Here is a 24009-nt window from a genome sequence, read left to right as displayed (position 1 = left end):
CCAAGGAAACTCAGTTCCATGATTGAAACCTCAATCGACAGGTCGACTATTGTCGACGAGCCCGTCCACACGAGCTCCTTTCAGGAGGCGACTTACCGCAAGGTCGCGCTCAGGTTCATTCCCTTCCTGATGTTGTGCTATGTGGTCGCCTTTCTGGATCGCATCAATATCGGCATTGCCAAGATGAATATGCTGACTGATCTACGGTTCAGCGAGACGGCCTACGGTCTTGGCGCAGGGCTCTTTTTCCTTGGGTATCTGATTTTCGAAGTGCCGAGCAATCTGCTCATGCATCGTATTGGCGCGAAACTCTGGATCGCGCGGATCATGATCACCTGGGGCCTGCTTTCGGGACTGATGGCTTTCGTGACCACCCAGTGGCAGTTCTATACCGTCCGTCTGCTGTTGGGCGTGGCCGAGGCCGGTTTTTACCCCAGCGTGATTCTGTACCTGACTTATTGGTTTCCCAACCATCGCCGCGCCAAGATGACGGCTTGCTTTCAGGCGGGCATTCCGATTGCCGGCTTGATTGGAAATCCGCTTTCCGGTTGGCTAATGGATACGTTTCATCATGTCGCTGGCCACTCGGGATGGCAATGGATGTTTGGTCTCGAGGCACTGCCGACGATTCCTTTGGCCATCGGCGCGCTGCTCATTCTCGACAATTCGGTCAGCTCAGCGCGTTGGCTCAGTCCGCAGGAAAAGCAGTTGATCGTCCATGAACTCGGGAAGGACGAGAAAACGCGCGAGCACATGCCGCTGCTCAAAGTTTTCACCGACGGACGCATCTGGAAAATTATCCTGACAGGTTTCCCGGCGATGATGGGCCTCTATGTCCTGGGCTTTTATCTCCCCACGCTCATCAAGGCATCGGGCGTGACCACGAGCACTACGGTCGGTTTTCTCAGCGCTATTCCCTACCTGGTAGCCGTGGTCGCTATGGTGACCTTCGGGCGCAGCTCCGATCGCATGCGCGAGCGCCGCTGGCATTTGGCCATCGTGTTGCTGCTGGGCGCCGCAGGCCTCACGGCCAGTGTCAGGACAAGCCACAGCGTGGTGCTTACGGTGATCACCATGTCAGTCGCCGCGGCCGGCATCATCAGCTATTCGCCGATCATGTGGTCGGTGCCGACGGCCTTTCTGGGCGGCGCCGCTGCGGCGGCCAGCATCGGCGTGATCAACTCCGCCATCAATATCGGCGGATTCGTGAGCCCCTACCTGATCGGCTGGGTCAAGGACGAATTCCACACGACCGACCCGGCCATCTATATCGTCGCCGGCTGCTTGACGTTCGGGGCATTGATGGCGCTGAGCTTCGATCGCAAGTTGGTCAGTCGCTGAGTGCGCGCTCCCCAAAACATATCCCGGAGAAGATTATGTCGACGACCGACAAACCGATGCGTTTCGCCATGGGTGGCATCATCCACGAAACCAATACCTACGCCGCAGAGGTCGCGGGCCAGACGCCCTTGACGTCGTTCGAGCAATACTATGGCGACGAAATCCCAGGCATTTTTGCCGGTTCCAATCATCAAGTCGGCGGCTATATCGAAGGCGCCCAAAAGCACGGCGCAGGCCTGATTCATACGTTCCTCGGGCAGGCCACGCCGTCGGGTACTATCGAAGCCAACGCTTACGCTCACATGAAGCAGGCGATTCTCGCAGGCATCGAGCAAGCGTTACCGGTTGATGGCGTGTTGCTTGCCTTGCATGGCGCGGGAGTCGCCGATGGCATCGAGGACATCGAGGGCGATTTGGCCGCTGCCGTGCGCGCCTTGGTCGGCCCGCATGTACCGATCGCGGTAGCCTACGACCTTCACGGCAACATGACCGAGCAAATGCAGCGTGCCGTCGATATTTCGCTGCCCTGCATTCTGTATCCGCACACCGATTTTTATGACCGTGGTGTCGAATGCGTCGACCTCATGGTCAAGATGATTAAGGGCGAAGTGAAGCCGGCCACGCATGTCTGTACGTTGCCGATGCTGCCTTATATCGTCGCCACTAACGAGGGCTTCGTGCCGGCCAGAGTCAACGCACTGTGTGCGCAGCTCGAAGCGCTGCCAGGCGTGATCGATTGCTCATGGTTTCATGGCTTTCCCTATGCGGATATCGCATCGCCGTGCCCGGCGGTGATTTGCACGACCAACGGGGACCCGGCGCTGGCGGTGCGCTGCGCAGAACAGGTCGCCCAATGGATCTGGGATCATCGCGAAGATTTTCGTCCGCAATTCCCGTCGCCGGAAGAGGGCGTAGCGCACGCCCTCGCGGCAAGCGCTGGTCCTGTCGTGATCAACGAGTATGCCGATAACCCCGGCGGAGGCACGCCAGGCGATGGCACCTATCTGTTGCGCGCCTTGCTCGATGCGGCGCCGGCACCCGACACGGTCTGTTTTGCTTCGATCAATGATGCAGAGGTCGTCCGGCAAGCGATCGCCGTTGGCGTTGGCGGGACACTGCGCGTTTCGCTGGGAGGAAAGCTAGGCAGATTCCAGGGAGCGCCGATCGAAGCGGAGGCTTATGTGAAGGCGATTACCGATGGCCGTTTCGTCAACCGCCCAGGCTCGATGTTCGAAGGCGTCCGCTTCGACCTGGGTGCCATGTGCCGCCTGGTCATCAATGGTGTGGACATCATTGTCACGTCGCGCGCTGAGCAGATATACGACATGGAGCCATTTGCGTTGCACGGCATTGATGCAGGTAGGAGAAAGATCATAGCCCTGAAAGGCGCAAATCACTTCCGGGCTGGATTTCAAGGGCTCGTGCAGCAAATCATCACGGTGGATAGCGTGGGGCTAAGTACCGCGAATATCGCCTCGTTCCCGCGCGACCATCTGAGGTCGACGCTGTGGCCGTTGCATGAGGGCGTTGTCGGGGCGCTTTACAAGGCTGCAAGTTGAAACCTCATCGGGTGGTCTGCCGCGTGGCGCCGGGCGTGCGGCGCGAAGCCTGGACGCGATGGGGAAAGGCCGCCCGAATTTGTCGCACCAGCGCCGAACCGTTTCATAGTTGACGATCACGCCGCGCTCAAACTACCAATCTTCAATGTCGCGCAGACTTCACTGAAACCGGAAATTCCAGCGTGCTGCGCAGCTGATGATGGAGGCCGGAAAACGGTTTGAGGGTGTCAATGATCGCCGTGATGGAGCCGAAGCGAGATCGGCGTATTGGCGCCATCCGATGATCGGCATTATGCCGCCGCCCACGCCGTAGCTCTGAGGCGATAAGTGCCGGGCGCCAGTTCCATGATCATAAGAGATGGTCGGCACTCTTGGTTGAAATGCCCTAATTTCGGTGTCCTCCTGTAGAGCCTTACATCCTGTCTCTAGAACACAATCCGATCCGCCAGCACTTCGCGCTCAAGCGTCATCTGCTGAGCGCCTCGCTCTATCGCAAACAGCTCGCCGCGCGATTTGAAGCTTGGCGTCTCTTCACTGGCATTGCCCAAGCTCCGTCCACCGTGTTCTGAGACACGACTGTCCGTGCCGATATCTCGTCACGGGGACAGTAACGTGACAACGCCGTCTGGCCGCCTCAAGCAGTTGTTGCCCGATTGGTCGTTGCCGCCGGCAGATATCTATGCCGTGTATCCCGAGCGGCTCAATCTGACGGCGAAGGTGACGGCGGTCATCGAGTTTCTCGAAGGCTTTCTCGGGAAGGGGGCCGGGAGCGGGCTGAAATCGCGAGAAAGCCGGTGATTTCTCGCTCGCCTGCGATTTGCACCGCAACCCGGAACGCGTTGCTCGAGCCGGCTGGCAATGAACATTGTGCCGGGCGTCTAGTCGGCATTGTCGACGCGCTTCCAGAATTCGAACGCAGTGGCGCATACGTTGCGCGGCGCGCCCGTGGCGAGCAGCAGCCAGAGAAGCAGGCGCGCCTTGCGTGGCCCGAGCCACCCTGAAAACAAAGCGCCACGGCGGGCCAGGTCGATTTCCGAGCCGGAAAATCCATAGGTGCGCACGGCCGTCGATCCCGATCCCGTGCGGCTGGAGATGACGATCGGCAGCTGCGGCGCCAGCGCCTCGATGCGCTGTGCTTCGTCATCCGAAACATGGCCTGCACCGTAGGCCGCGATGACGATCCCGTGATACCCCGCGTGGACGACCGCGTCGAGCATCTGACCCGTCTCGCCCAGACATGTCTCGACGAGTGCCACTCGAACCGACAGGTCGGGCTTTGCGAAGCGCGGGGAATAACGCGTTGACGGTGGACGGAAATACTGCGGCATATCTTCAAGCACCATGCCGGCTGGCCCCACGACCGGCGACTCGAAGGTTTCGACGGACATCGAGTTCGCTTTGCGCACCCAGCGCGCCTCATGGATCGTGTTGTTCATGACTACGGCTACACCGCGCCCGCGACTGGCGCCGTGCGCGGCGCAGGCCACCGCGGCAAGAAGATTGGCGGGCCCGTCCGCGCCTGCGGCCAGCGGCGTGCGCATCGCGCCTGTGACCACCAGCGGCTGAGGATGCGTCCACAGAAGATCGAGCAGGAAGGCAGTTTCCTCAAGCGTGTCGGTCCCTTGGGTCAGCACGATCCCGGCGGCGCCGGCAGCCACCGTGCGCTCTGCCCACGCCAGACTGTCCAGCACATGCGCAAGGGTCAGCGAAGGGCTGGGTAATTGCAAAAGCGTCTTGGCGTGAATCTGCGCGATATCAGCCAGACCGGGGACCGCAGTCACCAGTTGTTGCGCGGAAAGACGTGGCAACGCGCCAGCGTCGGCGTTGTCGGCGGTCATGCATATGGTGCCGCCTAATGCCCCGACTGCGATCCTCGGATAGTTCATCGAACCGTTCCTTTCGAGTGTGGAAAATATCTGCAAAAACCGTACTTTAAATGGCGTCCAAAAACCCGGTAACGATGAGTAATGCCGCTCTCGCGCCCGGAATCGGTGCGACGACGAGCTTGTTCTCCGTGATGCACCTTCCTCGCGCGCACTTGCACAACTCCCGCGCACTGCAGCGCGCTCTTGCCGGTGGGGCAATCGCCCGAGTTGCCCCCACGTACTGGATTTACCGAAGGATGGCACGCTTCGTGCCTGTTAGAGTGTGAATTTCAATTGTTGCAAGTTGCAATTAATGTAGCACGGTGGATCGGAGATCAGCCTGTTGCAGGCGCATATCCGAAATTGAAGCATCTGAAGTTCCGTCTGGATGCACTCGACGCGTGGGCGTGGAGTGCGGCGTCCGGACAGCGATGTGACGCGCCGTACCACCGTCTCAACACGCTTACTGAACACGTCGAAGGAGGGGGCGAGTGAACTCGGCCGCTAATAACGACGCAAGCACGGCCCGAATTCATTTTGTGTCATTTCTTCCTATTGGAGTGAAGCATGTTGAAGCGACTGTTTACGCAATGCGTGGCTGGGGCGCTGATTGCGAGCGCTGCGACGATGGTGTGTGCGCAGGATGAATCCAAGGTGTTACGGATCGTGCCGCAAGCCGATCTGAAGATCCTCGATCCGATCTGGACCACGGCATTCATCACGCGCGATCATGGCTACATGATCTACGACACACTGTTCGGCGTGGATGCCAAGGGCGTAGTACAACCGGAGATGGTGGACACGTATACGACCTCGCCGGACGGCAAGACCTGGACGTTCACGCTGCGCAAAGGGCTCGCGTTCAGCGACGGCAAGCCGGTCACCTCGGCTGACGTTATTGCGTCGATCACGCGCTGGGGCAAGCGCGACGTGTTCGGTCAGAGAATGTTCACGGCCTTGCAGTCGTTCGATGCGGTCGACGCCAAGACTTTCCGCATGACCTTCAAGCAACCCTTCCCGATGGTCCTGGAGGCGCTCGGCAAGCCGTCGGGCAGCGCCGCGTTCATCATGCCGAAGCGGGTCGCCGATACGCCCGCGGACCAGCAGATCTCTGACTACACTGGCTCGGGCCCCTACATCTTCAAACAGGACGAGTATCGCCCGGGCGCGAAGATCGTGTACATCAAGAACCCGAACTATGTGCCGCGACCGGAACCGGCTTCCGGTACCGCGGGCGGCAAGCATGTCTATGTCGACCGGGTCGAATGGATCGTGCTCAAGGACGCGCAGACGCAGGCCAATGCGATTGCAAACGGTGAAGTGGACATGATCGAATGGATGCCCGCCGAGCAGTACGCCGCGTTCAGGAGCAATCCCAAACTGGAGCTGGTGAAGCCGACGCCCGCCGGGCTCTTCGACTTGCACCTGAATCATCTCGTGGCGCCGTTCAACAACCCGAAGATTGCTCAGGCGGCAATCATGGCGATCAACCAGGAAGCGTTGATGCGCGCCCAACTGGTGAACAAGGATCTGTACCGGACGTGTTCGTCGATTTACCCATGCGATTCGCCGTTGGCCTCGACCGAGACCGCCTATTTCACTGGCAAGCCCCAGTTCGCGGCGGCCCGCAATCTGCTGAAGGAAGCAGGCTATGACGGCAAGCCGGTGGTGCTGATGTATCCGTCGGACTACGCAGTACTGAATAAGTTTCCGCCAGTCATGGCGCAACTGTTGAAGCAGGCCGGGTTCAGTGTCGACCTTCAGGCAATGGACTGGTCGACGCTTGTGACGCGCCGAACTAGCAAGGCGGCGGCCGACAAGGGTGGCTGGAACCTGTTCATTACCGGCTGGGCACCCGGCGACACGATGAATCCGTTGTTCTTCACGCCGCTGACGGGCAATGGCGAGAAGGGCTGGTTCGGCTGGGCGACTGACGACAAGATCGAGCAGCTCAAGAACGAATACCTTGCCAGCACCGATCCTGCGCAGCGAAAGAAGATCGCTACGGCGATCCAACTGGAAACGTATCAGAGCGGGATCCTGGCGCCGTTGGGCGACTTTGATTTCTATTCGGTGATCCGTAAGGGCGTGGTCAGCGGCGTGGTCCCGGCTCCGGTCAACGTGTTCTGGAACATTCGCAAGAGCTAACCGGTGTCGGCGGCTGGCTGTTAGGCGGCCCGCCGCCGTCTCGCAGAGCAAACGCGAGCCCGTTCATCTGTCAACCGGCTTTGGAGCGTAACCGACATGGCTTTCTTTCTTCTCCGGCGCATATTGTCGACGGCGCCAGTGCTGGTCGTTGTCGCCCTTATCGTATTCATGATTCTGCGACTGACGCCGGGCGATCCGGCTGCGGCGCTCGTCGGTGACAACGGCACTAGCGCCGACATCGCGCGGATCCACGCGAGCCTCGGGCTCGACCGGCCGCTGCCGGTGCAGTTCGTCAAATGGACCGGGCAGTTGCTGCAGGGCAACCTCGGCGACTCGTACTACATGAAACAGCCGGTAACCCGGTTGATTGCGCAACGCATCGCACCGACCGTCTCGCTGTCCGCCCTGACGCTGGTGATGACGCTCCTGCTCGCGGTGCCGCTCGGCGTAATCGCGGCCTCGCGGCACGGAGGCTGGCTGGACCGGATGCTGATGGGCGTGTCGGTGATGGGATTCTCGGTGCCGTCGTTCGTGGTCGGCTATATCCTCATATGGGCGGTCGCCTTGCATGCGAAGCTGCTGCCGGTGCAGGGATACGCGCCACTGAGCGCGGGCATTGGTCCGTGGCTCACGCACCTGATCCTGCCCGCCATTACGCTGTCCATCGTCTACCTTGCGCTGATTGCCCGCGTGACGCGCGCCGCGGTCGCCGAGGCGCTGACCGAAGACTACATCCGCACGGCCCGCGCCAAAGGTATCTCCGAAGCACGCGTGTTGATTCGCCATGCGCTGGCCAATGCCGCGGTACCGATCATCACGGTGATCGGCATCGGCGTTGGCTTGCTGATCGGCGGCGTGGTGGTCACTGAAACCGTCTACGCGATCCCCGGGCTCGGGCAATTGACGGTCGACGCGGTACTGGCGCGCGACTTCCCCCTGGTGCAAGGCATCACGTTGTTCTTTTCCTTTGTTTACGTGCTTATCAACCTGCTGGTCGACATGAGCTATCTGTTGCTCGACCCGCGTATCCGCTATTGAGCGAAAGGACGATTGGACATGAGCAACGATCACGATCCGATGACCCTTGCCGCGCCGGGCTCCATGCTTGCCAACCTGGAGGTGGCGCCGGCCGTACGCTCCCGCCCACCGTTGTGGCGCCGAGTGCTGCGGAACTGGTCGGTGCGGCTGGGATGCGGCGCACTGTTGCTTCTGCTCTTCGTAGCCGTCGCCGCACCGTGGCTTGGCACGATCGACCCGACCGCGATGGATCCCGCGAGCGCCAATCTCGCGCCGGGCGTGACGGCCGAATTCAGTGATCTGTCGGGTGCGACGTTCCAGCACTTCTTCCTGATGGGCACCGACAGTCTCGGCCGGGATACCTGGAGCCGGGTGCTATACGGTGCGCGCGTGTCCCTGTCGGTCGGTATCACGGTGGCGCTACTGGCGCTCACCTTCGGCGCGCTGGTCGGCGTGGCGGCGGGGTATTTTCGCCATCTCGACGACGTCATCATGCGCGCCATGGACAGCTTGATGGCGATTCCCAGCATCCTCTTCGCGATTACGCTGATGGCGCTCTGGCGACCGACGCTGGTCACCGTGATTGTCGCGATCACGATTCCCGAAATTCCGCGCGTCGCGCGGTTGGTACGCTCGATCGTGCTGACCATTCGCGAGGAACCCTACATCGAGGCGGCCATTTCGTTGGCCACGCCGACCGTCAAGATTCTGTGGCGTCATATTTTGCCGAATGCAATCGCACCGCTGATCGTGCAAGGAACCTACGTGTGCGCGTCGGCGATCCTGGTGGAAGCGATCCTGTCGTTTCTCGGCGTCGGCCTGCCGCCGGATATTCCGACGTGGGGCAACGTCATGGCCGACGGCCGCATGCAGTTCAACCAGTATCCTCAGACCGTGCTGTTCCCTGGTGTTTTTCTGGCACTGACGGTGCTGGCGGTCAATATCCTAGGCGACGGATTGCGTGACACGCTCGATCCAAAATTCAACCAACGGGGGAGCTGACGCGATGCGCGATTTCGACTTCAAAACGGCAGCACCCTCCACCGCCGGGCCGGCCACAACCGTCCTTGCCGTGAATGACCTCACCATTTCTCTGCCGGCCGGTGCCGACCGCCCCCATGCGATCCGCCACGTCTCGCTCGACGTGCGGCAGGGGGAGATTGTCTGCCTGCTGGGCGAGTCGGGCTCGGGCAAATCGGTGATCGCACAGGCAGTGATGGGCTTGCTGCCGGCGTCGCTCAAGGCGCTGGACGGCAGCATCGAACTGCTCGGCGAGGACGTGCTGACAGCAAGCCCGGATCGCATCCGCCAATTGCGCGGCGAGAAGATGGCGATGGTTTTCCAGGAGCCGATGACGGCCCTCAATCCGATCATGACGTGCGGCGCGCAGGTCGACGAGATGCTGGCACAGCATAGCCGCGCCAGCGTCGGCGAGAGGCGCCGGCGCATCCTCCAGATCTTCGCCCACGTCAGGCTGCCGGAACCGGAGCGTATCTACGCGTCTTATCCGCATCAGTTGTCGGGTGGACAGCGCCAGCGCATCGTGATCGCAATGGCGCTGATCCTGAAGCCGTCGCTGCTGATCTGCGACGAGCCCACCACGGCGCTCGACGTTACGACTCAGGCCGAGATCCTCAAGCTGATTCGTGAATTGCAGACGGAGAGCGGAACCGCCGTGCTGTTCATCACGCACGATTTCGGCGTTGTCGCCGAGATTGCTGATCGTGTCGTGGTGTTGCGGTTGGGCGACACGGTCGAGCAGGGCTCCAAGTTGCAGGTGTTGCAGCAGCCGTGCGAGCCCTATACCCGCATGTTGCTGGCAGCGGTCCCCGCGCTGGTGCCGCGCACGCGCCCCCCGGTGGAGAAAGCCTATCCGCTGCTCGACGCGCGCGGGATCGGGAAGACGTATGTGACGGGCTCCTGGCCGGGCCGCAAGCGTAAAGTGCAAGCGGCCAGTGATGTCTCGCTGATGGTACATGCGGGCGAAACGGTCGGAATCGTGGGCGAGTCCGGTTCGGGAAAGTCGACGGTCGCGCGCTGCATTGCGCGACTGATCGAGCCGACTGCCGGCGATATCTTCGCCGACGGCCGATCGGTGGCCAAAGCGCGCGGCCGCGCGCTCTATCCGTTCCGACGCGGTGTACAGGTCGTGTTCCAGGATCCATACCGATCGCTGGATCCACGCCAGACAGTGGGTGCCTCGATCGTCGAAGGGCCGTTGAATTTCGGCGTGCCATACGCTCAGGCGTGGCAACGTGCTGAAGAATTGATGACGCTGGTACGGCTCAGACCCGATGCGCTGAACCGGTACCCTAGTGAATTCTCCGGCGGCCAGCGGCAACGCATTTCGATCGCGCGGGCGCTGGCATGCGAGCCACAAGTGTTGATTGCCGACGAGGCGGTGTCCGCACTCGACGTCTCGGTCCAGGCGCAGATTCTCGACCTGCTGGATGACATTCAGCAGCGGCTGCGGATCGGCATTCTGTTCATTACGCACGATCTGCGGGTGGCCAGCCAGATCTGCGATCGGGTCATCGTGATGCGGCGCGGCGAGATTGTCGAGGAAGGAGCGATCCAGGACGTGTTCCTCGCGCCGCGCCACGAATATACGCAGGCCTTGCTGGCGGCGGCGCCAGGGCGCGGCTTTGAGTTCGGCGCCGCTTGACGCGGGCCTTTTGATCACAGTGATTTCCTGAGTTTCCGGTCAGCGGCGCCGCTGGCACTCATGCTATCCACTACCTGCTGTGGGACGCGTTCGCTGCTGAGCTGCTGAACTGCCGGCGAAGATCGCTCCCGCGTGCGTGACGCGTGTGTGGCCGAGCTTCATGCCGCCGCGGCGCATCGAGACGTCTATCTGATTTTTCTATTACCATTCGCCACATTTCACCAAGAGGGACCCCCTACCAATGGAAGACTATTTTGTATTCAATGCCGGAAACGTGTTGTTGCAATCCGGTATCACCTTCAGAGACGCCAAGCTCGCCTATCAAACCTACGGAAAGCTGAACGCAGAAAAATCGAATGTTATTCTGTATATGACATCGTTTTCCGCGCATCACTATGACATCGAGTGGATGGTCGGTCCGGGCAAGGCGCTAGACACTAACAAGTACTTCGTCGTTATTCCGAATCTGTTCGGCAATGGACTGTCGTCCTCGCCCAGCAACGCAACCGAGCCATTCAACGGAAGCCGTTGGCCGAATTTTACGATTGCCGATAACGTCGCGATTCAACACCAACTCCTGACGCAAGAACTCGGCATCGAAGTTTTACAAATGGCATGCGGGTGGTCGATGGGTGGGTTGCAGGCGTATCAATGGGCATCAATGTATCCGGAGATGGTCAGGCGACTGGTCGTGCTGTGCGGCGCGGCAAAGGCCTCGCCGCACAATCAGGTTTTCATCGAGGGCGTGCGCGCGACCCTGACGACGGATCCGGCCTTTCAGAACGGAACCTTCGCTGAGCGGCCCGAACGCGGTCTGCGGGCCATGGGTCGCAACTACGCCGCCATGGCGATGTCGCAGACGTTTTATCGTAACGAGGTGTGGCGGCAGGCCGGCTTCTCCTCGCTCGAAGACTATCTCGTGATGTCGTGGGAAGCGAATTTCCTGAAGCGCGACGGCAACAACCTGCTGGCTCATCTATGGACTTGGCAGCATGCGAACATCGCCGCAAATTCCACATACAACGGCGATTTTCACGCGGCGCTGAAAGCAATTACGGCAAACGCGTTGATCATGCCGAGCACGACCGATCTGTATTTTCAGGTTGAAGACAACCGTCTCGAGGTCGAGCAAATGCGAAACGCCACGCTCCTTCCCATTTCCTCGATATGGGGCCATCGTGCCGGGCTGCCGACAGCCAATGTAGACGATGCCGCGTTTATTTCTGCTGCGATCACCGGGCTTCTTGAGGACTGACGCGCTGGACGTGAGGTGGCTGCGTCTCGTGCTTCTCTCGCGGTCCTTCATCGGCACTGCAAGCCATCACGCCGATGCGGTCGAGCAACATTGAGGAAGTCGCTGATGCGGATGGGCGTGCGACTGCAACGTACCGGTCGGGACGTCACAGGCGTCCCCGGCATGACTATCATCCGGGCCACCGAGCCCTGGTCCGAGGGCGCACGTCTCTCTCCCGATGTATTCAAAGCGGGCCTTTGCACGGGCATGGTCTGCTGCCTGACGCAGCAACCTACGCGGCCATCGGACGGGTGACGTAACAAAGACAACTCACGCGAACCGGCGACGTTTACTGTCGTCGGCGAGCGTCGAGAACGACGTCATGCGCATCGCGCTCACCTCAGTCGGTATTTCAGCAGACCTCCTCATCACATTCAAATCGCTCGCTGGGATCGTCCCAGCCGTACCGGCTCGACGAATGCCAATGTTGCGCCCGGAATCGGTGCAGGGGTGATCGTGCGTCGCGTAGTGCACCTTTCTCGCGCGCACCGCGCACGGTTTTGCGCATAGCCGTGTGTGCATCGCGATATGAAAAACACCTTACTTGTCCATGAACAGGGGTTTCCCGCATCGTGGCACACTTCGTGCAAATCGAAATCACATGTGAATGGCAATTATTGGAAAGTGCAACTATATCGGCGTGATGCATACATCAGTAGCAGATCGTCAAAGGTGCCATTTTCAAGGCTGGGTCATCCGAACTTACGCTCCGATGCACTGAGCGCGTTGTCCAGGAGCGTCGTTTTCAGGCCTCCAGGCAAGCGCACTGCCTGAGTCATTTCGTGTCACTTATTCGTACGGAGTTGAAGCATGAGCACCCAGGATTTTGGCGCCCGCAGCCGCGCGCCACTTGCACTCTCACTACAGAGCCGCTGGTGGCAATTACTGTGCGGCCTCGTATGTGCGATGGTCGCGTCCAATCCCCAATACATCTGGACTTTGCTGACGCGCCCGCTGACAGCGCAACTCGGCGTGTCACTGCCGGGTCTGCAGGTCACCTTCTCCATTCTCATTGTCTGCCAGACTTTTCTGTCGCCGCTCGAAGGCTATTTAATCGAGCGCTTTGGGCCGCGCTGGCTGCTGGCCGCCGGCGGCGCGATCACGGGGCTTAGCTGGGTACTGACGAGCCGCGCCGAGTCTTTGCTGTCCGTCTATCTCTGCTATGGCGTTCTCGGGGGGATTGGCGTCGGTATTGTCGTGGTCGGCACGATCGGGCTGATGGCGCGCTGGTTCCCCGACCGTCGCGGTTTTGCGATTGGCGTAGTGATGGCGGGCTTCGGCATGGGCGCAATGCTCACGACATTTCCGATCACCAATAGCATCGCCAAATACGGCTATCAGCATACGCTGGTCGTCTTTGGCGTGATTCTCGGCGTGGTCGGCATACTTGCCGCGCTCGGCATGCGGCTGCCGCCGCCCGGCTATATGGCGGACTGGCGGCCGCAGAAAGCCGCCGCCGCCGCACCCGACACGCGGCCCGGCAGCATGCTGCGCACGCCGTTGTTCTGGCTGATGTTCGTGATGATGTCGATGATGGCAACCTCCGGCCTGATGGTGACCTCACAAATGGCAGTCTTCACGCGAGACTTCGGCATGTCGGGAGTCACCGTGTTTGGCCTCGCGGCGTTGCCGCTTGCGTTGACCATTGATCGCGTGGCGAACGGTGTGACGCGGCCTATGTTCGGATGGATCTCCGACCTGATCGGGCGCGAGCATACGATGCTGATCGCCTTCGGGATGGAAGCGATAGCGATGACCTTGTGGCTCACGTCACGGCACGACCCGTTGTTGTTCGTGCTGCTGTCAGGCGTCGTCTTTCTCGGCTGGGGCGAGATCTTTTCGCTTTTCCCTTCGACGCTCACGGACACCTTTGGCGGCAAGCATGCAATCGTCAACTACGCGTGCCTGTCTTATGCGCAAGGCGTCGGCTCGATTCTGGGCGGGCCGGTGGCCGCGTTACTCCACGAGCATACGGGCGGTTGGGACGCGGTGTTCGGCACGGCTATCGCGTTGGATAGTTGTACCGCTGTGCTTGCGATCGCCGCACTCAGGCCGATGCGCCGCGCGTGGTTTGCCCGCGCCTCCAGTCGCTCGTAATGCAGCCGGCCACGGCCGGCTTGCCAGCAATCTCGCCCATTCGAATCTGCGCGGATGCTGTACCGCTTCGTCGATTCTCTGCTTTTTTTGTCTCCTCAATTTTCCACTGAAAGGGATTGAATTCCAATGGATAGCGACCTGATCGACATGATGATGAAGTGGCGGCACGCACTGCACTCATGTCCGGAAACTGCGTTCGAGGAGGTCGCAACCGCCGATCTCGTCGCTGGCGTATTGCGACAGTATGGCTTCGAGGTACATGGCGGCATTGGACGAACCGGTGTGGTGGGCAGCATGACCCGCAGCGCGGGACCGGCCATCGGCTTGCGCGCCGACATGGACGCGCTGCCGATCGTTGAAGCCAATAGCTTCGCGCATCGGTCGCAACATGAAGGCAAGATGCATGCGTGTGGCCATGACGGCCACACAGCAATGCTGCTCGGCGCCGCTGTCGCGCTGAGCCGCGACCCCAGTTGGCGCGGCACGGTACATGTGATTTTTCAGCCAGCAGAAGAAGGGCCGGCGGGCGGCGGCAGGATGATGGTCGAAGACGGACTCTTCGAGCGCTTTGCGTGCGACGCCGTGTTTGGTTTGCACAACTGGCCCGGCATCCCGCGCGGACATTTTGCGATCAACGACGGTCCGATGATGGCATCGTTCGACACGTTCGAGATTGTTGTCGACGGCAAGGGTTCGCATGCCGCGATGCCGGAGGAGGGGAGCGACGTGCTGGTGTGTGCCAGCCAGATCGTCACCGCATTGCAGACAATCATAAGCCGGCGGATTTCGCCGAAAGAATCAGGCGTCGTGAGCGTCACGCAAATTCATGGCGGAGAAGCGTGGAACGTGCTGCCTGACCGTGCAGTCATTCGCGGCACCGTGCGCTGTTTCTCGAGCGACGTGCAGGAACGAATCCACGCGTCGATCGATGAAATCTCCACGGGTATTGCGCGCGCACTGGGTACAAACGCGACGCTCGACTATCGCTACGCGTATCCGGCCACCATCAACACTGCCGCTCAAGCCGATCTTGCAGCTGCGGCCGCCGGCGCGACAGTCGGCGTTGCCAGCGTGCAGCGAGGTTGTGTGCCCTCGATGGCCTCGGAAGATTTTGCGTTCATGCTGCATGCAAAACCCGGCGCGTACATCTGGATGGGCGTTGACGAGGCGACTCCGGCAGCACCGCTCCATAATCCGCACTACGATTTCAACGATGCCGCGCTTGCGATTGGCGCGACTTATTGGGTGAACCTCGTCAAGCTGTTTTGTGCCCGGTAAAGGACCCTCATGCAACCTGCCAATCTCCAGCATGCTGTGCAAGTCGCGATCGATCATGAAACGCCGTGGGACCGCGAGGTCGATGGCGTATGGGGCGTACATCCGGACGACCCGCCACCTTGGAACCGGCTGCTCGGACCGGTGCATGGGCGTGGCCCGGTGTCTGGCGTCATCGCTCGCGCCGGCCGCCCGCTCACTGCGTGGGGCGAACCGGATCGTGCCGACCTGACCTTTAGCATCGCCAAGACATATCTCGCGCTGCTGGCCGGCGTTGCGCACGATCGCGGCCTGATGCCCGATGTCGACGAGCCGGTGCACGTGCGCGTGCCGGAGATCGGCTTTGATGACGAACACAACGCAAGCGTGACCTGGGCGCATCTGCTGCAGCAGACGGGCGAATGGCAAGGCGTGTGTTTCGGCTTGCCCGACGAGGCCGACCACTACCGGTACGTCAGATTCGGCAAGGAGCCCGATGGCAAGAAAGGGCAGCGGCGGCCGTTACGGGCTCCCGGCACCTACTGGGAATACAACGACGTACGCATCAACCAGTTTTCGCTGGCGCTGCTGCATCTGTTTCGCCGCCCGTTGCCGGAAGTGTTTCGCGAAGCGATCATGCGGCCACTCGACGCGAGCGAGAACTGGCAATGGGTCGGATACGACAATGCCTGGGTGGAGGTGGGCGGGCAGCGCGTGCAGTCGGTTCCGGGCGGCACGCATTGGGGTGGCGGCCTGTCGATCAGCGCCCAGGACCAGATCAAGGTGGCTCAGCTGTTGCTGGGTCAGGGCAGCGTCAATGGGCAGCGGATCCTTTCCAGCGAGTGGCTGCAGCGCATGCGCACACCGTGTGCGATCGCGCCGTTCTATGGCTACCTTGTCTGGCTCAACCACGAGCGTAGCGTCTTTCCGAGCGTGCCGGAGTCCAGCTACTTTGCAATCGGCGCGGGCGGTTCGTTCACCTGGATCGAACCTGAACGCGAGCTTGCGGTGGTGGTGCGCTGGATCGACCCGGCGCATGCGGACGAATTTTTCGGTTTGGTGCTCAAGGCCGTTGACGAGGGGGCGACGGGTTAATCAGCGTCCATTCACTTGCCGCACCGGGATCGTGCGCGCTTGCCCCATTCGTGCGCATTGCGGTACTCTCGTGCCGTTTGGCAAGCCTCCGGCTTGTCTGCACGCATGGGGGGTTTCCGCACGATGGTATGTTTCGTGCGCAACACACGTAAATTTAAAAGTTGCGGTGTGCAACTGAATCAAAGTAGCTGAATGGGAGAACAGCATGTCGAAGGCGCCGTATCCAAGACTGGAACATTTGAACTTCCGCCTCGATGTACTGAGCAAGTTGGCCAAGGACGTGGCGTCTGGCCTTTACGAAGCCGAATGTGACGTAACCCTTCGCGACCTGCGCGTGCTGCGTTTCGTCGATATGCAGCCGGGCATCTCCCTCGGCCCGCTGATCGAGCTGACATACCTTGAAAAGACGCTGGTTTCGAAGCTGGTCACCACGCTGGCTAATCGTGGCTTGTTGACGCGCTCTACCGGCACGACGGATGCACGTATCATCAACCTGAACCTGACCAGGAAAGGCAAGGCAATTGTCCGCAAGTGCGATCGGATCGGCCAGGTCTTCGACGAGCAGCTCATGTCCGTTCTGTCAGCGGGGGAAAAGCGAGTGCTTTTTGACTGCATCAACAAGCTGACGGAACACGTTGAGGAGGGCGGGGAATGGACGCTCCCGCCGGCACGACGCAAACGCACAGCCTGAACGCGGCGACGATGGCCGGGATTTTGCAATTTGTACGGCAGATCAGCGAGATCAATACCCGCTTTGTTCTACGTCGGGAAAAGCGTCCATCGGAGTAAGTCCGAATGAAATGTGTCAATCGGTCTACCAGACTTCCAAGCCCGTCCGTAAGGCGTTGAACTTATGGAAGAGGCCGGTACCAGAGTTCCCGCAGTCTCGTCGTGGCATTGGCCTCGATGCCTGATTTTGTCAATCTCGAAATCGGAGCCCGTGAGGAGTGGCTGACTGATCAGCGATTACTGCGGCGTGCCGCGGCGCCGCAGCAGCAGCGAGCGGCGCGCCAATGTTAACGGACGGTCCCGGAGCTACGGCGTAGTCCACTTGACATAAAAGCAATGATCGCACTTAATTTTGTTAGTCCAAAGTTCAGATGTCGCGTTTCCGCTAAATTGAAATGTCGTGTTTGCGGGTTCAGGCTGGCGGCCAGTATCTCTTCAGGAGCGCTGGCCATGAACGCATCCGGGACGATCACCATGTCGATGACCGAGCTGGACCGGTTGAAAGTGGTACAGGCTGTTTGCGAGCGGCGTCTGAAGCCGGGCCAGGCAGCGGACCGCCTTGCGTTGAGCGTCCGTCAGGTTGAACGTCTGGTGCTGCGCTACGAGGCTGCCGGTGTGGCCGGTCTGGTATCAGGCAGGCGCGGCCGACCGGGCAATCATCGGTTGCCCGAGGGCATGGCGCCACGCGCGCTGGCTGTCATTCGCGAGCGCTATGCCGATTTCGGGCCGACGCTCGCGTGCGAGAAACTGTGCGAATGTCACGGTATCGGTCTGTCGGTCGAGACGGTACGCGCGCTGATGATTGCCGCTGGTCTGTGGATTCCCCGCAAGGATCGGCCGCCCAGGGTGTACCAGCCGCGCAACCGCCGCGCGTGCCTCGGTGAACTGATCCAGATTGACGGCAGCGATCACCGCTGGTTCGAGGAGCGTGCGCCGGCCTGCACGCTGCTGGTGTTCATCGACGATGCGACTGGCCGGCTGATGGCGTTGCATTTCACGGCGACCGAATCGACCTTCGGCTATTTTGAGGCCCTTTCGAAGTATCTGGCGGCACACGGCAAGCCCGTCGCATTCTATAGCGACAAGTTCAGCGTCTTCTACGTCAAGGATCGGGCGAGCACGGCTGGCAAGGGGGTCACACAGTTCGGCCGCGCCCTGTACCAGCTCAATATCGAGGCGTTCTGTGCGAACTCGAGCCAGGCCAAGGGTCGTGTCGAGCGCGCCAACCTGACGTTGCAGGACCGGCTCGTCAAGGAACTGAGGTTGCGTAACATCAGTACGCGGGAAGCGGCCAATGCGTATGCGCCCTCCGTCCGGGCGAAAAAAGCGCTGGTGGGCCTGAAGAAACAGCGGGCAATCACGCTAGCGGATGTCACTCAGGCCGTTCATGAGGTGAGCATCAAAAAACATGAAGAACGGGGGCTGGGCGGCTGCGCCGCCCAGCCCAAAAACATAAGAAAAAACACGATAAAACCCGACATTTCAATTTAGCGCAGACCCCGACATTTGAACTTGGCGGGGACAAATTTTTTTGTGGAATCCTAATTAGATAGCCGGAGGTTTGGCGTCGATGTGGGCTTCAAATCGGCCCGCAATTGACTTGATTGCCTGACTGCCAAACGGGTAGGAGAGGGTGCCCGTCAGCGAACCTCAGGCCAACCACCACGCCTTCCGCAGTCGCTCTTTTCCGGCCAACGCGCGTTCGATCATCTCCATCGTTTCCGCCGCCTGTCTCTTCCTGGCTGGTGACGCTATCCGTTTTACGGCGTCGTTTCTGTTTGCGACCGCACCCAACCGGCGCACACGCTCGCGCGCCGCTTCAAACTGTGTTGATCAGTATTCGGTTATCCGACGACCAGATCGGCCTCGCGCAGCAGCGCCACAACGGTGCGCTCGGGCGCATGAAGCCGGAGCATCAGGTCCTGCACGAAGGTCGCCACCGATACTGCAGGATGGCCATCCTCAAAATATTCCAGAAGCCGCTGGACCTGGTTGACCGGAATCTCCAGCCGCACACGCTTCGAGCAGACGCGCAGGCCGCTGACACCCAACCTCGCATCTGGGTTCCACCGCAACGTCGAGAGCCCGTTGGGACGCGGCTCCGGCACCACGCGGAATTGCTGGTCAGGCAGTTCCGCCAGATAGCCCTGCGCGGTGAGCGCCCGGAGATATTGATGGACCGCGACCTTTTCCGCATCTTCGAATGCCGGAACGATTCCGTAGCGCATGTCGAGCCAGCCAAGCACCGTCAGCATCGTGAAGTCCCTGGTACTCGCGCCTTCAGCGGCGGGACGCACGAACTTGCCAAAGATGTCCGCTTGCCAGACTCGCGGGTCGACACAAAACGAGCCTTTTCCGGTCACGTCAACATCGACGGCATCCGGCCAGCGCTCGCATGGCTCGCCAAGCTGTTGCTCAAGGGCGCGGATCTTCTCCGCGACAGGCAGTTGCCGATAGGCTGCATCGGCCGCCAGCCCGCCGGCTTGCACCCATGGCGTGACGGCTACAGGCACCGACAGCTTCGCGGCAGGCTTTTCGACCTCGCCAAAGAGCAGCGCCACTTCGGCCGGCCGCCGCTTGGGCTGCGCATGACGTTCGCGATTGCCGATCGCCGGGTGCCACAGCCAAACCTTGTTCGTTAGCCCATGCAGTACGACTTCCCGGAGATCGCCAATGCCCCGCACTTCGCCCGGTTTCGGGATCGAGATTTCAAGCGCAGCGTAGCCAAGAGCCCGGATGGTCGATCGCGTCGATGCGTTGTACAACGACTTGATGGCGATCTGGATGATCAGCGGTCCCGCCAGCGTCTCGGCAAAGAAGTCGACCGGGATTCCATCCACTGTGGTGCGGACTGACGCCAGACCCCATTCTTCAATCATGTGGCGCTTGCCATGTCCAGTACCTTTCTGTGTCAGCGCAGGAGCGACGACGAACCGGCTCTCGGCAAGCAGTTGCACCGCCGCGGCGTGCAGTGCGCGCTGCGCACCAAGCTCGCAGGCAGCAGGACGCACGTGCCGGAAGTCCGCTTGAGAAGCGTCTTGACGACACAGGGTGACCTCGCCACCGCAGCCGGCGCAATAGAAGATCGCCGGGCCAACGGACGGCAGGTCGTTCGCCGCGACCAACTGACCCGCCCTGTTCCTGGCGAAAGCCATGTGCGAACTGAAAGCCATTAGATGTCCTTTGCGAACCACAAGTGGTGGGAGACTCGCCGCGAGTGAGGTCGTGCCTGATTTCTACCACATTAGAGTAAATGGAATGAGATACGACAATACGGTCGCGAAAATTCACGGATGGCCGCCGTCGACATAATCGAGCACGCGCACACCGGTTTTGCCCGCGTGCTCGCAGTGCAGGCGGCCGGCATACTGCTGCAGCGTGCCCTTCCAGGCCACCGGCATGGCGAGTACCAGCGTCTCCAGTGCCGGGTGGTCGAAAACTTCGCCTACCAGCCTGCCGGTCGCCAGCACGACCCGGGGCGTGCCAGCGGCCAGCTCGTCAAGGGCCGCGAACTGTGCCGCACGCGGCTTTTTCGCGAGGCGCCTGTGCAGCACGAACTGCGGCTGTACCGGTCCGCCAGAGCCTGCTCCAAGCGTTCGAGATGGTCTGTGCGCTCGGTGAGCACCAGCACCCTTGCGCCCCTGCCCGTACTGCGCAATGATGGTTGCGGCGATCATCTGCATGCGTGCCGCGACCTGCGCGAGATGCGCGAACACTGTCTGGTTCAGCGCTTCAGCCGCGACGTACCGCTGCGGTGAGCCTTTGCGGGAGCGCTTCCAGCAGTTGGGGGGCGCCGGCTGGCAGGCGCGACGTGTGCCGCATCGGCCCGCACAGTATGAACATGACGGGCTGCTGGCTGTCGCGCCGCACCGGCGTCGCGGTCAGACCCAGCACATAGCGCGCATGAACGGTCTTGAGCACCGCCTCGAAGGAATCCGCCGGGACGTGGTGACATCAACTGAAGCGCAACTCAGCGACAGACGGGAGTTTTACGACAGGCAGAAGGAAAGTCAGGACAAAACCTGCATCATGGAAAAGTACACGCCCGGTTGCGCGCCCGCACCTGGATCATGGCTCGAACTCGATGAACAGGAGCGGATTTCTCTCGTCGAAACGTATCACCGCGTCGCCCGGATCAAACTTCCCAACGTCACGGCACACGCTGCGTTCCACGTGATCGTCGAAAACCAGATTGCCCTGAACCTTGAGCCCGTGGTCCGGGCGATGCATCGACTCAGGAACCAGGAACTGTCGCGACACGATGCTATCCACGCCATCAGCTCAGTCGTCGCAGAGCATCTGTTCGATATTTTGAAGACGGACCGGAACGAAAACCCTGAAGCTTCGCAGGCGTCTTACTACGCGGCAGTGGAGCGATTGACCGCAGCACATTGGCACAAAGGCGAACACTGATGCGGATACCATCGAAGCTTCAGCCGTGGTTTGAAGCGCGGCAGCGTTTCAGGTTGAGCCACGCTCATATCCAGATGGCCCGCGAACTGGGATTGAATCCCCGACGATTCGGGTCGCTGGCTAACAGGCAGCAGGAACCGTGGAAGCGTCCCCTCGCGGAATTTATTGCACATTGCTACCACAAGCGTTTTGGTCGCACTACGCCAGAACACGTGCAATCTCTGGAAGAGGCCGTGAAGCGTGCGGAAGGCGGCGCAGCGAGCGAAGGGAAAGAAAGGCGAACCGGGCGGTTCCACCGTGAACAACCCACCCGCTGTCCCGCAAAAGAGATCGGGCTTCACTGACCGGGCCGCAGCCCGGCCTCGACGTCGCCATGACAGACCGGCGAAAAATTGCCGGACCACAGGTGGCGGTAACCAGGGTACGACGGGAATGGGCACGGCAACGGACGACCGCCTGCGCGGGCGAGGGCGACGGGTTGGGGGAAGAGCGTTGCTTAAGGCTGCTTAAATAAGCTTCAGCGCTAATTAAGTCAAAGGCGTATTGCTTAATTAATAACCCATTGCCATAATTCATCCATGGCTGACGAGAGTACAACAAATCCCCGGCTGGGCCGATTCGTCGAAACCGCCTCAGGCGGTGAGATTGCGAGCGCATTCGTGCCGCCGTGCCGCGCGAACCCCCTATTGACGTCTTGAGTCTGCTTGACCGGCTCAGCCTTGCCGAGCGGGCGGTCGGGCGGCTGGACGGCATCACGATGCTTCTCCCCCGGCAGGAGCTTTTCCTCTACATGTATGTGCGCAAGGAGGCCGTGCTTTCGTCCCAGATTGAGGGCACCCAGTCCACCTTGACCGATTTGCTTCGTTTCGAAACCGAGGCACAGGCCGGCCAACCCATCGACGACGTCCGGGAGGTGTCGAACTACGTTGACGCGATGATGTATGGGCTGCACCGGCTCCAGGAGTTGCCGCTCTCCCTGCGGTTAATCCGCGAGATGCATGCGCGCCTGCTTCAAAGTGGGCGGGGGGGACTAAAAGCCCTGGCGAGTTCCGCAGGTCCCAGAACTGGATCGGCGGGACCCGACCCGGCAACGCCCAGTATGTGCCGCCGCCCGTGAACGAGCTCGACCCCTGTCTTGATGCACTTGAAAAGTTCATGCATGAGGACCGCTCGCGCTTGCCGGCGCTGATCAAGGCCGGACTTCTTCATGTCCAGTTCGAGACGATCCACCCGTTTCTTGACGGCAACGGCCGCATTGGCCGGCTGCTCGTCACCCTGTTCCTCAAGGTGCATGGGGTTTTGCACTCGCCGCTCCTCTACCTGAGTCTCTACCTCAAGACGCACCGGGGGGACTACTACCGGCTCCTGCAGGAGGTGCGTGAACGCGGTGCCTGGGAACCCTGGCTCGAGTTCTTCCTCGATGGCGTGGCGGAGACAGCAAACCAGGCGTTTGATGCTGCAACACGGATCGTCGGCCTGTTCAAGGAAGACCGGGAGCGGATCACTGCGGAGAGCGAGCGAGCCGGATCGGCCGTGCGCGTCCATGACCTGCTTCAACAGAATCCATTCCTTACTGCCAACCTGCTGGTTGAACGTACCGGCCTCAGTGCGCCGACGGTCAATGCTGCGCTTGCCGACCTGGAACGGCTCGGTGTGGTGGAGGAAGTAACGGGGCGCCGGCGCGGACGCGTGTTCGGCTATCGGCGTTATCTCGCCATCCTTGGCGAAGGCACGGACCCGCTTCCCGCTCAACAGGACCAGACTCCCGGCGGGTAGCGCCCCGGCCATCCCAAAGCGTCATCCTGTCCGGCTCCGGAACCACCGGCCCGGCTTTTCGTGAGCTTTTCCCGTGCAAGCGCTCGTCGTTGTCGACGCGGGCGCCCGGGACGGGCGGGTGGTAGCGCCGGAAAAATTGAACGATTAGCTATGTTTGAGGGCGGCAAGGTTGCTCCGTCGACCACTAAAGAGGATGTAATGGCTATGTAACGCTGGCAAGCTCGGCGTGAAGGCTTGCGCGATGAAGAGAGTGCTTCATGAACGTCATCGTTTTCCTGCCACAGCCATCCGCTGCGCCCGGCGAATGCTGATGAGCATGGAAGGACGGCCGTTCCGGTGTGATATCGCTGACCCGAGCGACGAGCTTTGAGTCGCGGTGCCGCGGCTGCCAAACCGCTGCTGGGCGATTTGCCTACAGGCGTGCGTACTGTCGTTGCCCTAATGCGGCCTCATTGATCACGCCCGCCAGGCCGGGCGCCGGAATCCATCGCCCCCCTTGCGCGATGAATCGGGCCGTGGCGTCGACGACACGCTGGTTGCCCTCATCGGCCGAAGCAATGCCCGGGGCGATGACCGACTCCACGAGGGCAAATTGCTGTGTTCGAAGCGGCCCGGGTCGAGCCGTCCTTCGTAAGCGCTAAAACGAGCACACCTATCTTTGTCGGCTTCTAAGAGCGACGATTGCGTCCGCAACCCACATTGCGGACGCAAACCATGAGCGACGATGAGTTTGACTTTCTGCCACTCCGAGTCATT

Annotated in this window: 19 protein-coding genes and 3 pseudogenes; 18 read left to right on the top strand and 4 right to left on the bottom strand. The window is 60.9% G+C overall.

Annotated elements, in window-relative coordinates; all coding sequences use genetic code 11:
- Positions 1–18: 18 nt before the first annotated feature.
- Positions 19–1341 (top strand): MFS transporter, encoded by a 1323-nt coding sequence (locus F6X42_RS32815; protein ID WP_222945804.1) that lies wholly within the window; start codon positions 19–21, stop codon positions 1339–1341.
- Positions 1342–1376: 35 nt separating this feature from the next.
- Positions 1377–2900, top strand: a complete 1524-nt coding sequence (locus F6X42_RS32810) for a M81 family metallopeptidase (protein WP_187638165.1) — start codon at positions 1377–1379, stop codon at positions 2898–2900.
- A 22-nt stretch (positions 2901–2922) separates the two neighbouring features.
- On the opposite strand, the pseudogene F6X42_RS45665 reads toward F6X42_RS32810, so the two are convergent.
- Positions 2923–3191, bottom strand: a pseudogene (locus F6X42_RS45665) (hypothetical protein); the annotation flags it as partial.
- A 146-nt stretch (positions 3192–3337) separates the two neighbouring features.
- On the opposite strand from F6X42_RS45665, the pseudogene F6X42_RS44470 reads away from it, so the two are divergent.
- Both F6X42_RS44470 and F6X42_RS32805 read left to right on the top strand, forming a co-directional pair.
- Positions 3338–3469 (top strand): annotated as a pseudogene (locus F6X42_RS44470) (IS6 family transposase); the annotation flags it as partial.
- Positions 3470–3512: 43 nt separating this feature from the next.
- Positions 3513–3698: a hypothetical protein gene (locus F6X42_RS32805; protein ID WP_187638164.1), complete on the top strand. Its 186-nt coding sequence runs from the start codon at positions 3513–3515 to the stop codon at positions 3696–3698.
- Between the two features lie 80 nt (positions 3699–3778).
- Here the strand turns inward: F6X42_RS32805 and F6X42_RS32800 are convergent, their stop codons facing one another.
- Positions 3779–4786, bottom strand: a complete 1008-nt coding sequence (locus F6X42_RS32800) for an asparaginase (RefSeq protein WP_187638163.1) — start codon at positions 4784–4786, stop codon at positions 3779–3781.
- 546 nt (positions 4787–5332) lie between these two features.
- Here F6X42_RS32800 and F6X42_RS32795 point away from each other — a divergent pair.
- The 10 genes and pseudogenes from F6X42_RS32795 to F6X42_RS32750 form a co-directional block, all read left to right on the top strand.
- A complete protein-coding gene (locus F6X42_RS32795; RefSeq protein ID WP_187638162.1) occupies positions 5333–6913 on the top strand; it encodes an ABC transporter substrate-binding protein in 1581 nt (526 codons plus the stop codon).
- 96 nt (positions 6914–7009) lie between these two features.
- Positions 7010–7951, top strand: a complete 942-nt coding sequence (locus F6X42_RS32790; RefSeq protein WP_187638161.1) for an ABC transporter permease — start codon at positions 7010–7012, stop codon at positions 7949–7951.
- 18 nt (positions 7952–7969) lie between these two features.
- Entirely contained in the window at positions 7970–8932 is a 963-nt protein-coding gene (locus F6X42_RS32785) for an ABC transporter permease (RefSeq protein ID WP_246530330.1), read from the top strand.
- Between the two features lie 4 nt (positions 8933–8936).
- Positions 8937–10595, top strand: coding sequence for a dipeptide ABC transporter ATP-binding protein (locus F6X42_RS32780; RefSeq protein ID WP_187638160.1), 1659 nt, complete (start codon positions 8937–8939; stop codon positions 10593–10595).
- 241 nt (positions 10596–10836) lie between these two features.
- The gene (locus tag F6X42_RS32775) at positions 10837–11850 is read left to right on the top strand and encodes an alpha/beta fold hydrolase (protein ID WP_187638159.1); all 1014 of its coding nucleotides are present in this window, start codon (positions 10837–10839) and stop codon (positions 11848–11850) included.
- An 849-nt stretch (positions 11851–12699) separates the two neighbouring features.
- Entirely contained in the window at positions 12700–13986 is a 1287-nt protein-coding gene (oxlT, locus tag F6X42_RS32770) for an oxalate/formate MFS antiporter (RefSeq protein WP_187638158.1), read from the top strand.
- A gap of 126 nt (positions 13987–14112) precedes the next feature.
- Positions 14113–15264 carry a M20 aminoacylase family protein gene (locus F6X42_RS32765; protein ID WP_187638157.1) on the top strand — a complete coding sequence of 384 codons (1152 nt, stop codon included), beginning with the start codon at positions 14113–14115 and terminating at the stop codon, positions 15262–15264.
- A 9-nt stretch (positions 15265–15273) separates the two neighbouring features.
- On the top strand, positions 15274–16335 hold the full coding sequence (locus F6X42_RS32760) for a serine hydrolase domain-containing protein (protein WP_187638156.1): 1062 nt from the start codon (positions 15274–15276) through the stop codon (positions 16333–16335).
- Between the two features lie 205 nt (positions 16336–16540).
- A complete protein-coding gene (locus tag F6X42_RS32755) occupies positions 16541–17026 on the top strand; it encodes a MarR family winged helix-turn-helix transcriptional regulator (RefSeq protein ID WP_187638155.1) in 486 nt (161 codons plus the stop codon).
- 512 nt (positions 17027–17538) lie between these two features.
- Positions 17539–18372: pseudogene (locus tag F6X42_RS32750) on the top strand (ISNCY family transposase); the annotation flags it as partial.
- A gap of 536 nt (positions 18373–18908) precedes the next feature.
- On the opposite strand, the gene F6X42_RS32745 reads toward F6X42_RS32750, so the two are convergent.
- Together F6X42_RS32745 and F6X42_RS46445 are read right to left on the bottom strand one after the other, a co-directional pair.
- A complete protein-coding gene (locus tag F6X42_RS32745) occupies positions 18909–20237 on the bottom strand; it encodes a competence protein CoiA family protein (RefSeq protein ID WP_187638153.1) in 1329 nt (442 codons plus the stop codon).
- Between the two features lie 114 nt (positions 20238–20351).
- Positions 20352–20747: a hypothetical protein gene (locus tag F6X42_RS46445; RefSeq protein ID WP_246530329.1), complete on the bottom strand. Its 396-nt coding sequence runs from the start codon at positions 20745–20747 to the stop codon at positions 20352–20354.
- On the opposite strand from F6X42_RS46445, the gene F6X42_RS44460 reads away from it, so the two are divergent.
- From F6X42_RS44460 to F6X42_RS44445, 4 genes are all read left to right on the top strand, one after another.
- Positions 20722–21477 carry a hypothetical protein gene (locus F6X42_RS44460; protein ID WP_246530328.1) on the top strand — a complete coding sequence of 252 codons (756 nt, stop codon included), beginning with the start codon at positions 20722–20724 and terminating at the stop codon, positions 21475–21477. The genes F6X42_RS46445 and F6X42_RS44460 overlap by 26 nt on opposite strands.
- Positions 21477–21821 (top strand): hypothetical protein, encoded by a 345-nt coding sequence (locus F6X42_RS32730; protein ID WP_187638152.1) that lies wholly within the window; start codon positions 21477–21479, stop codon positions 21819–21821. The genes F6X42_RS44460 and F6X42_RS32730 overlap by 1 nt, the downstream gene beginning before the upstream one ends.
- 350 nt (positions 21822–22171) lie before the next feature.
- Positions 22172–22594, top strand: coding sequence for a Fic/DOC family N-terminal domain-containing protein (locus F6X42_RS44455; RefSeq protein ID WP_312892958.1), 423 nt, complete (start codon positions 22172–22174; stop codon positions 22592–22594).
- Positions 22546–23253 (top strand): Fic family protein, encoded by a 708-nt coding sequence (locus F6X42_RS44445; protein ID WP_312892963.1) that lies wholly within the window; start codon positions 22546–22548, stop codon positions 23251–23253. The genes F6X42_RS44455 and F6X42_RS44445 overlap by 49 nt, the downstream gene beginning before the upstream one ends.
- The last annotated feature ends 756 nt before the right edge of the window (positions 23254–24009 follow it).

This window comes from Paraburkholderia podalyriae (assembly GCF_014397785.1).
GTDB classification, from domain to species: domain Bacteria; phylum Pseudomonadota; class Gammaproteobacteria; order Burkholderiales; family Burkholderiaceae; genus Paraburkholderia; species Paraburkholderia podalyriae.
The sequence above is the reverse complement of the archived record's forward strand: the minus strand, read 5'-3'. Positions and strand labels throughout refer to the sequence as shown.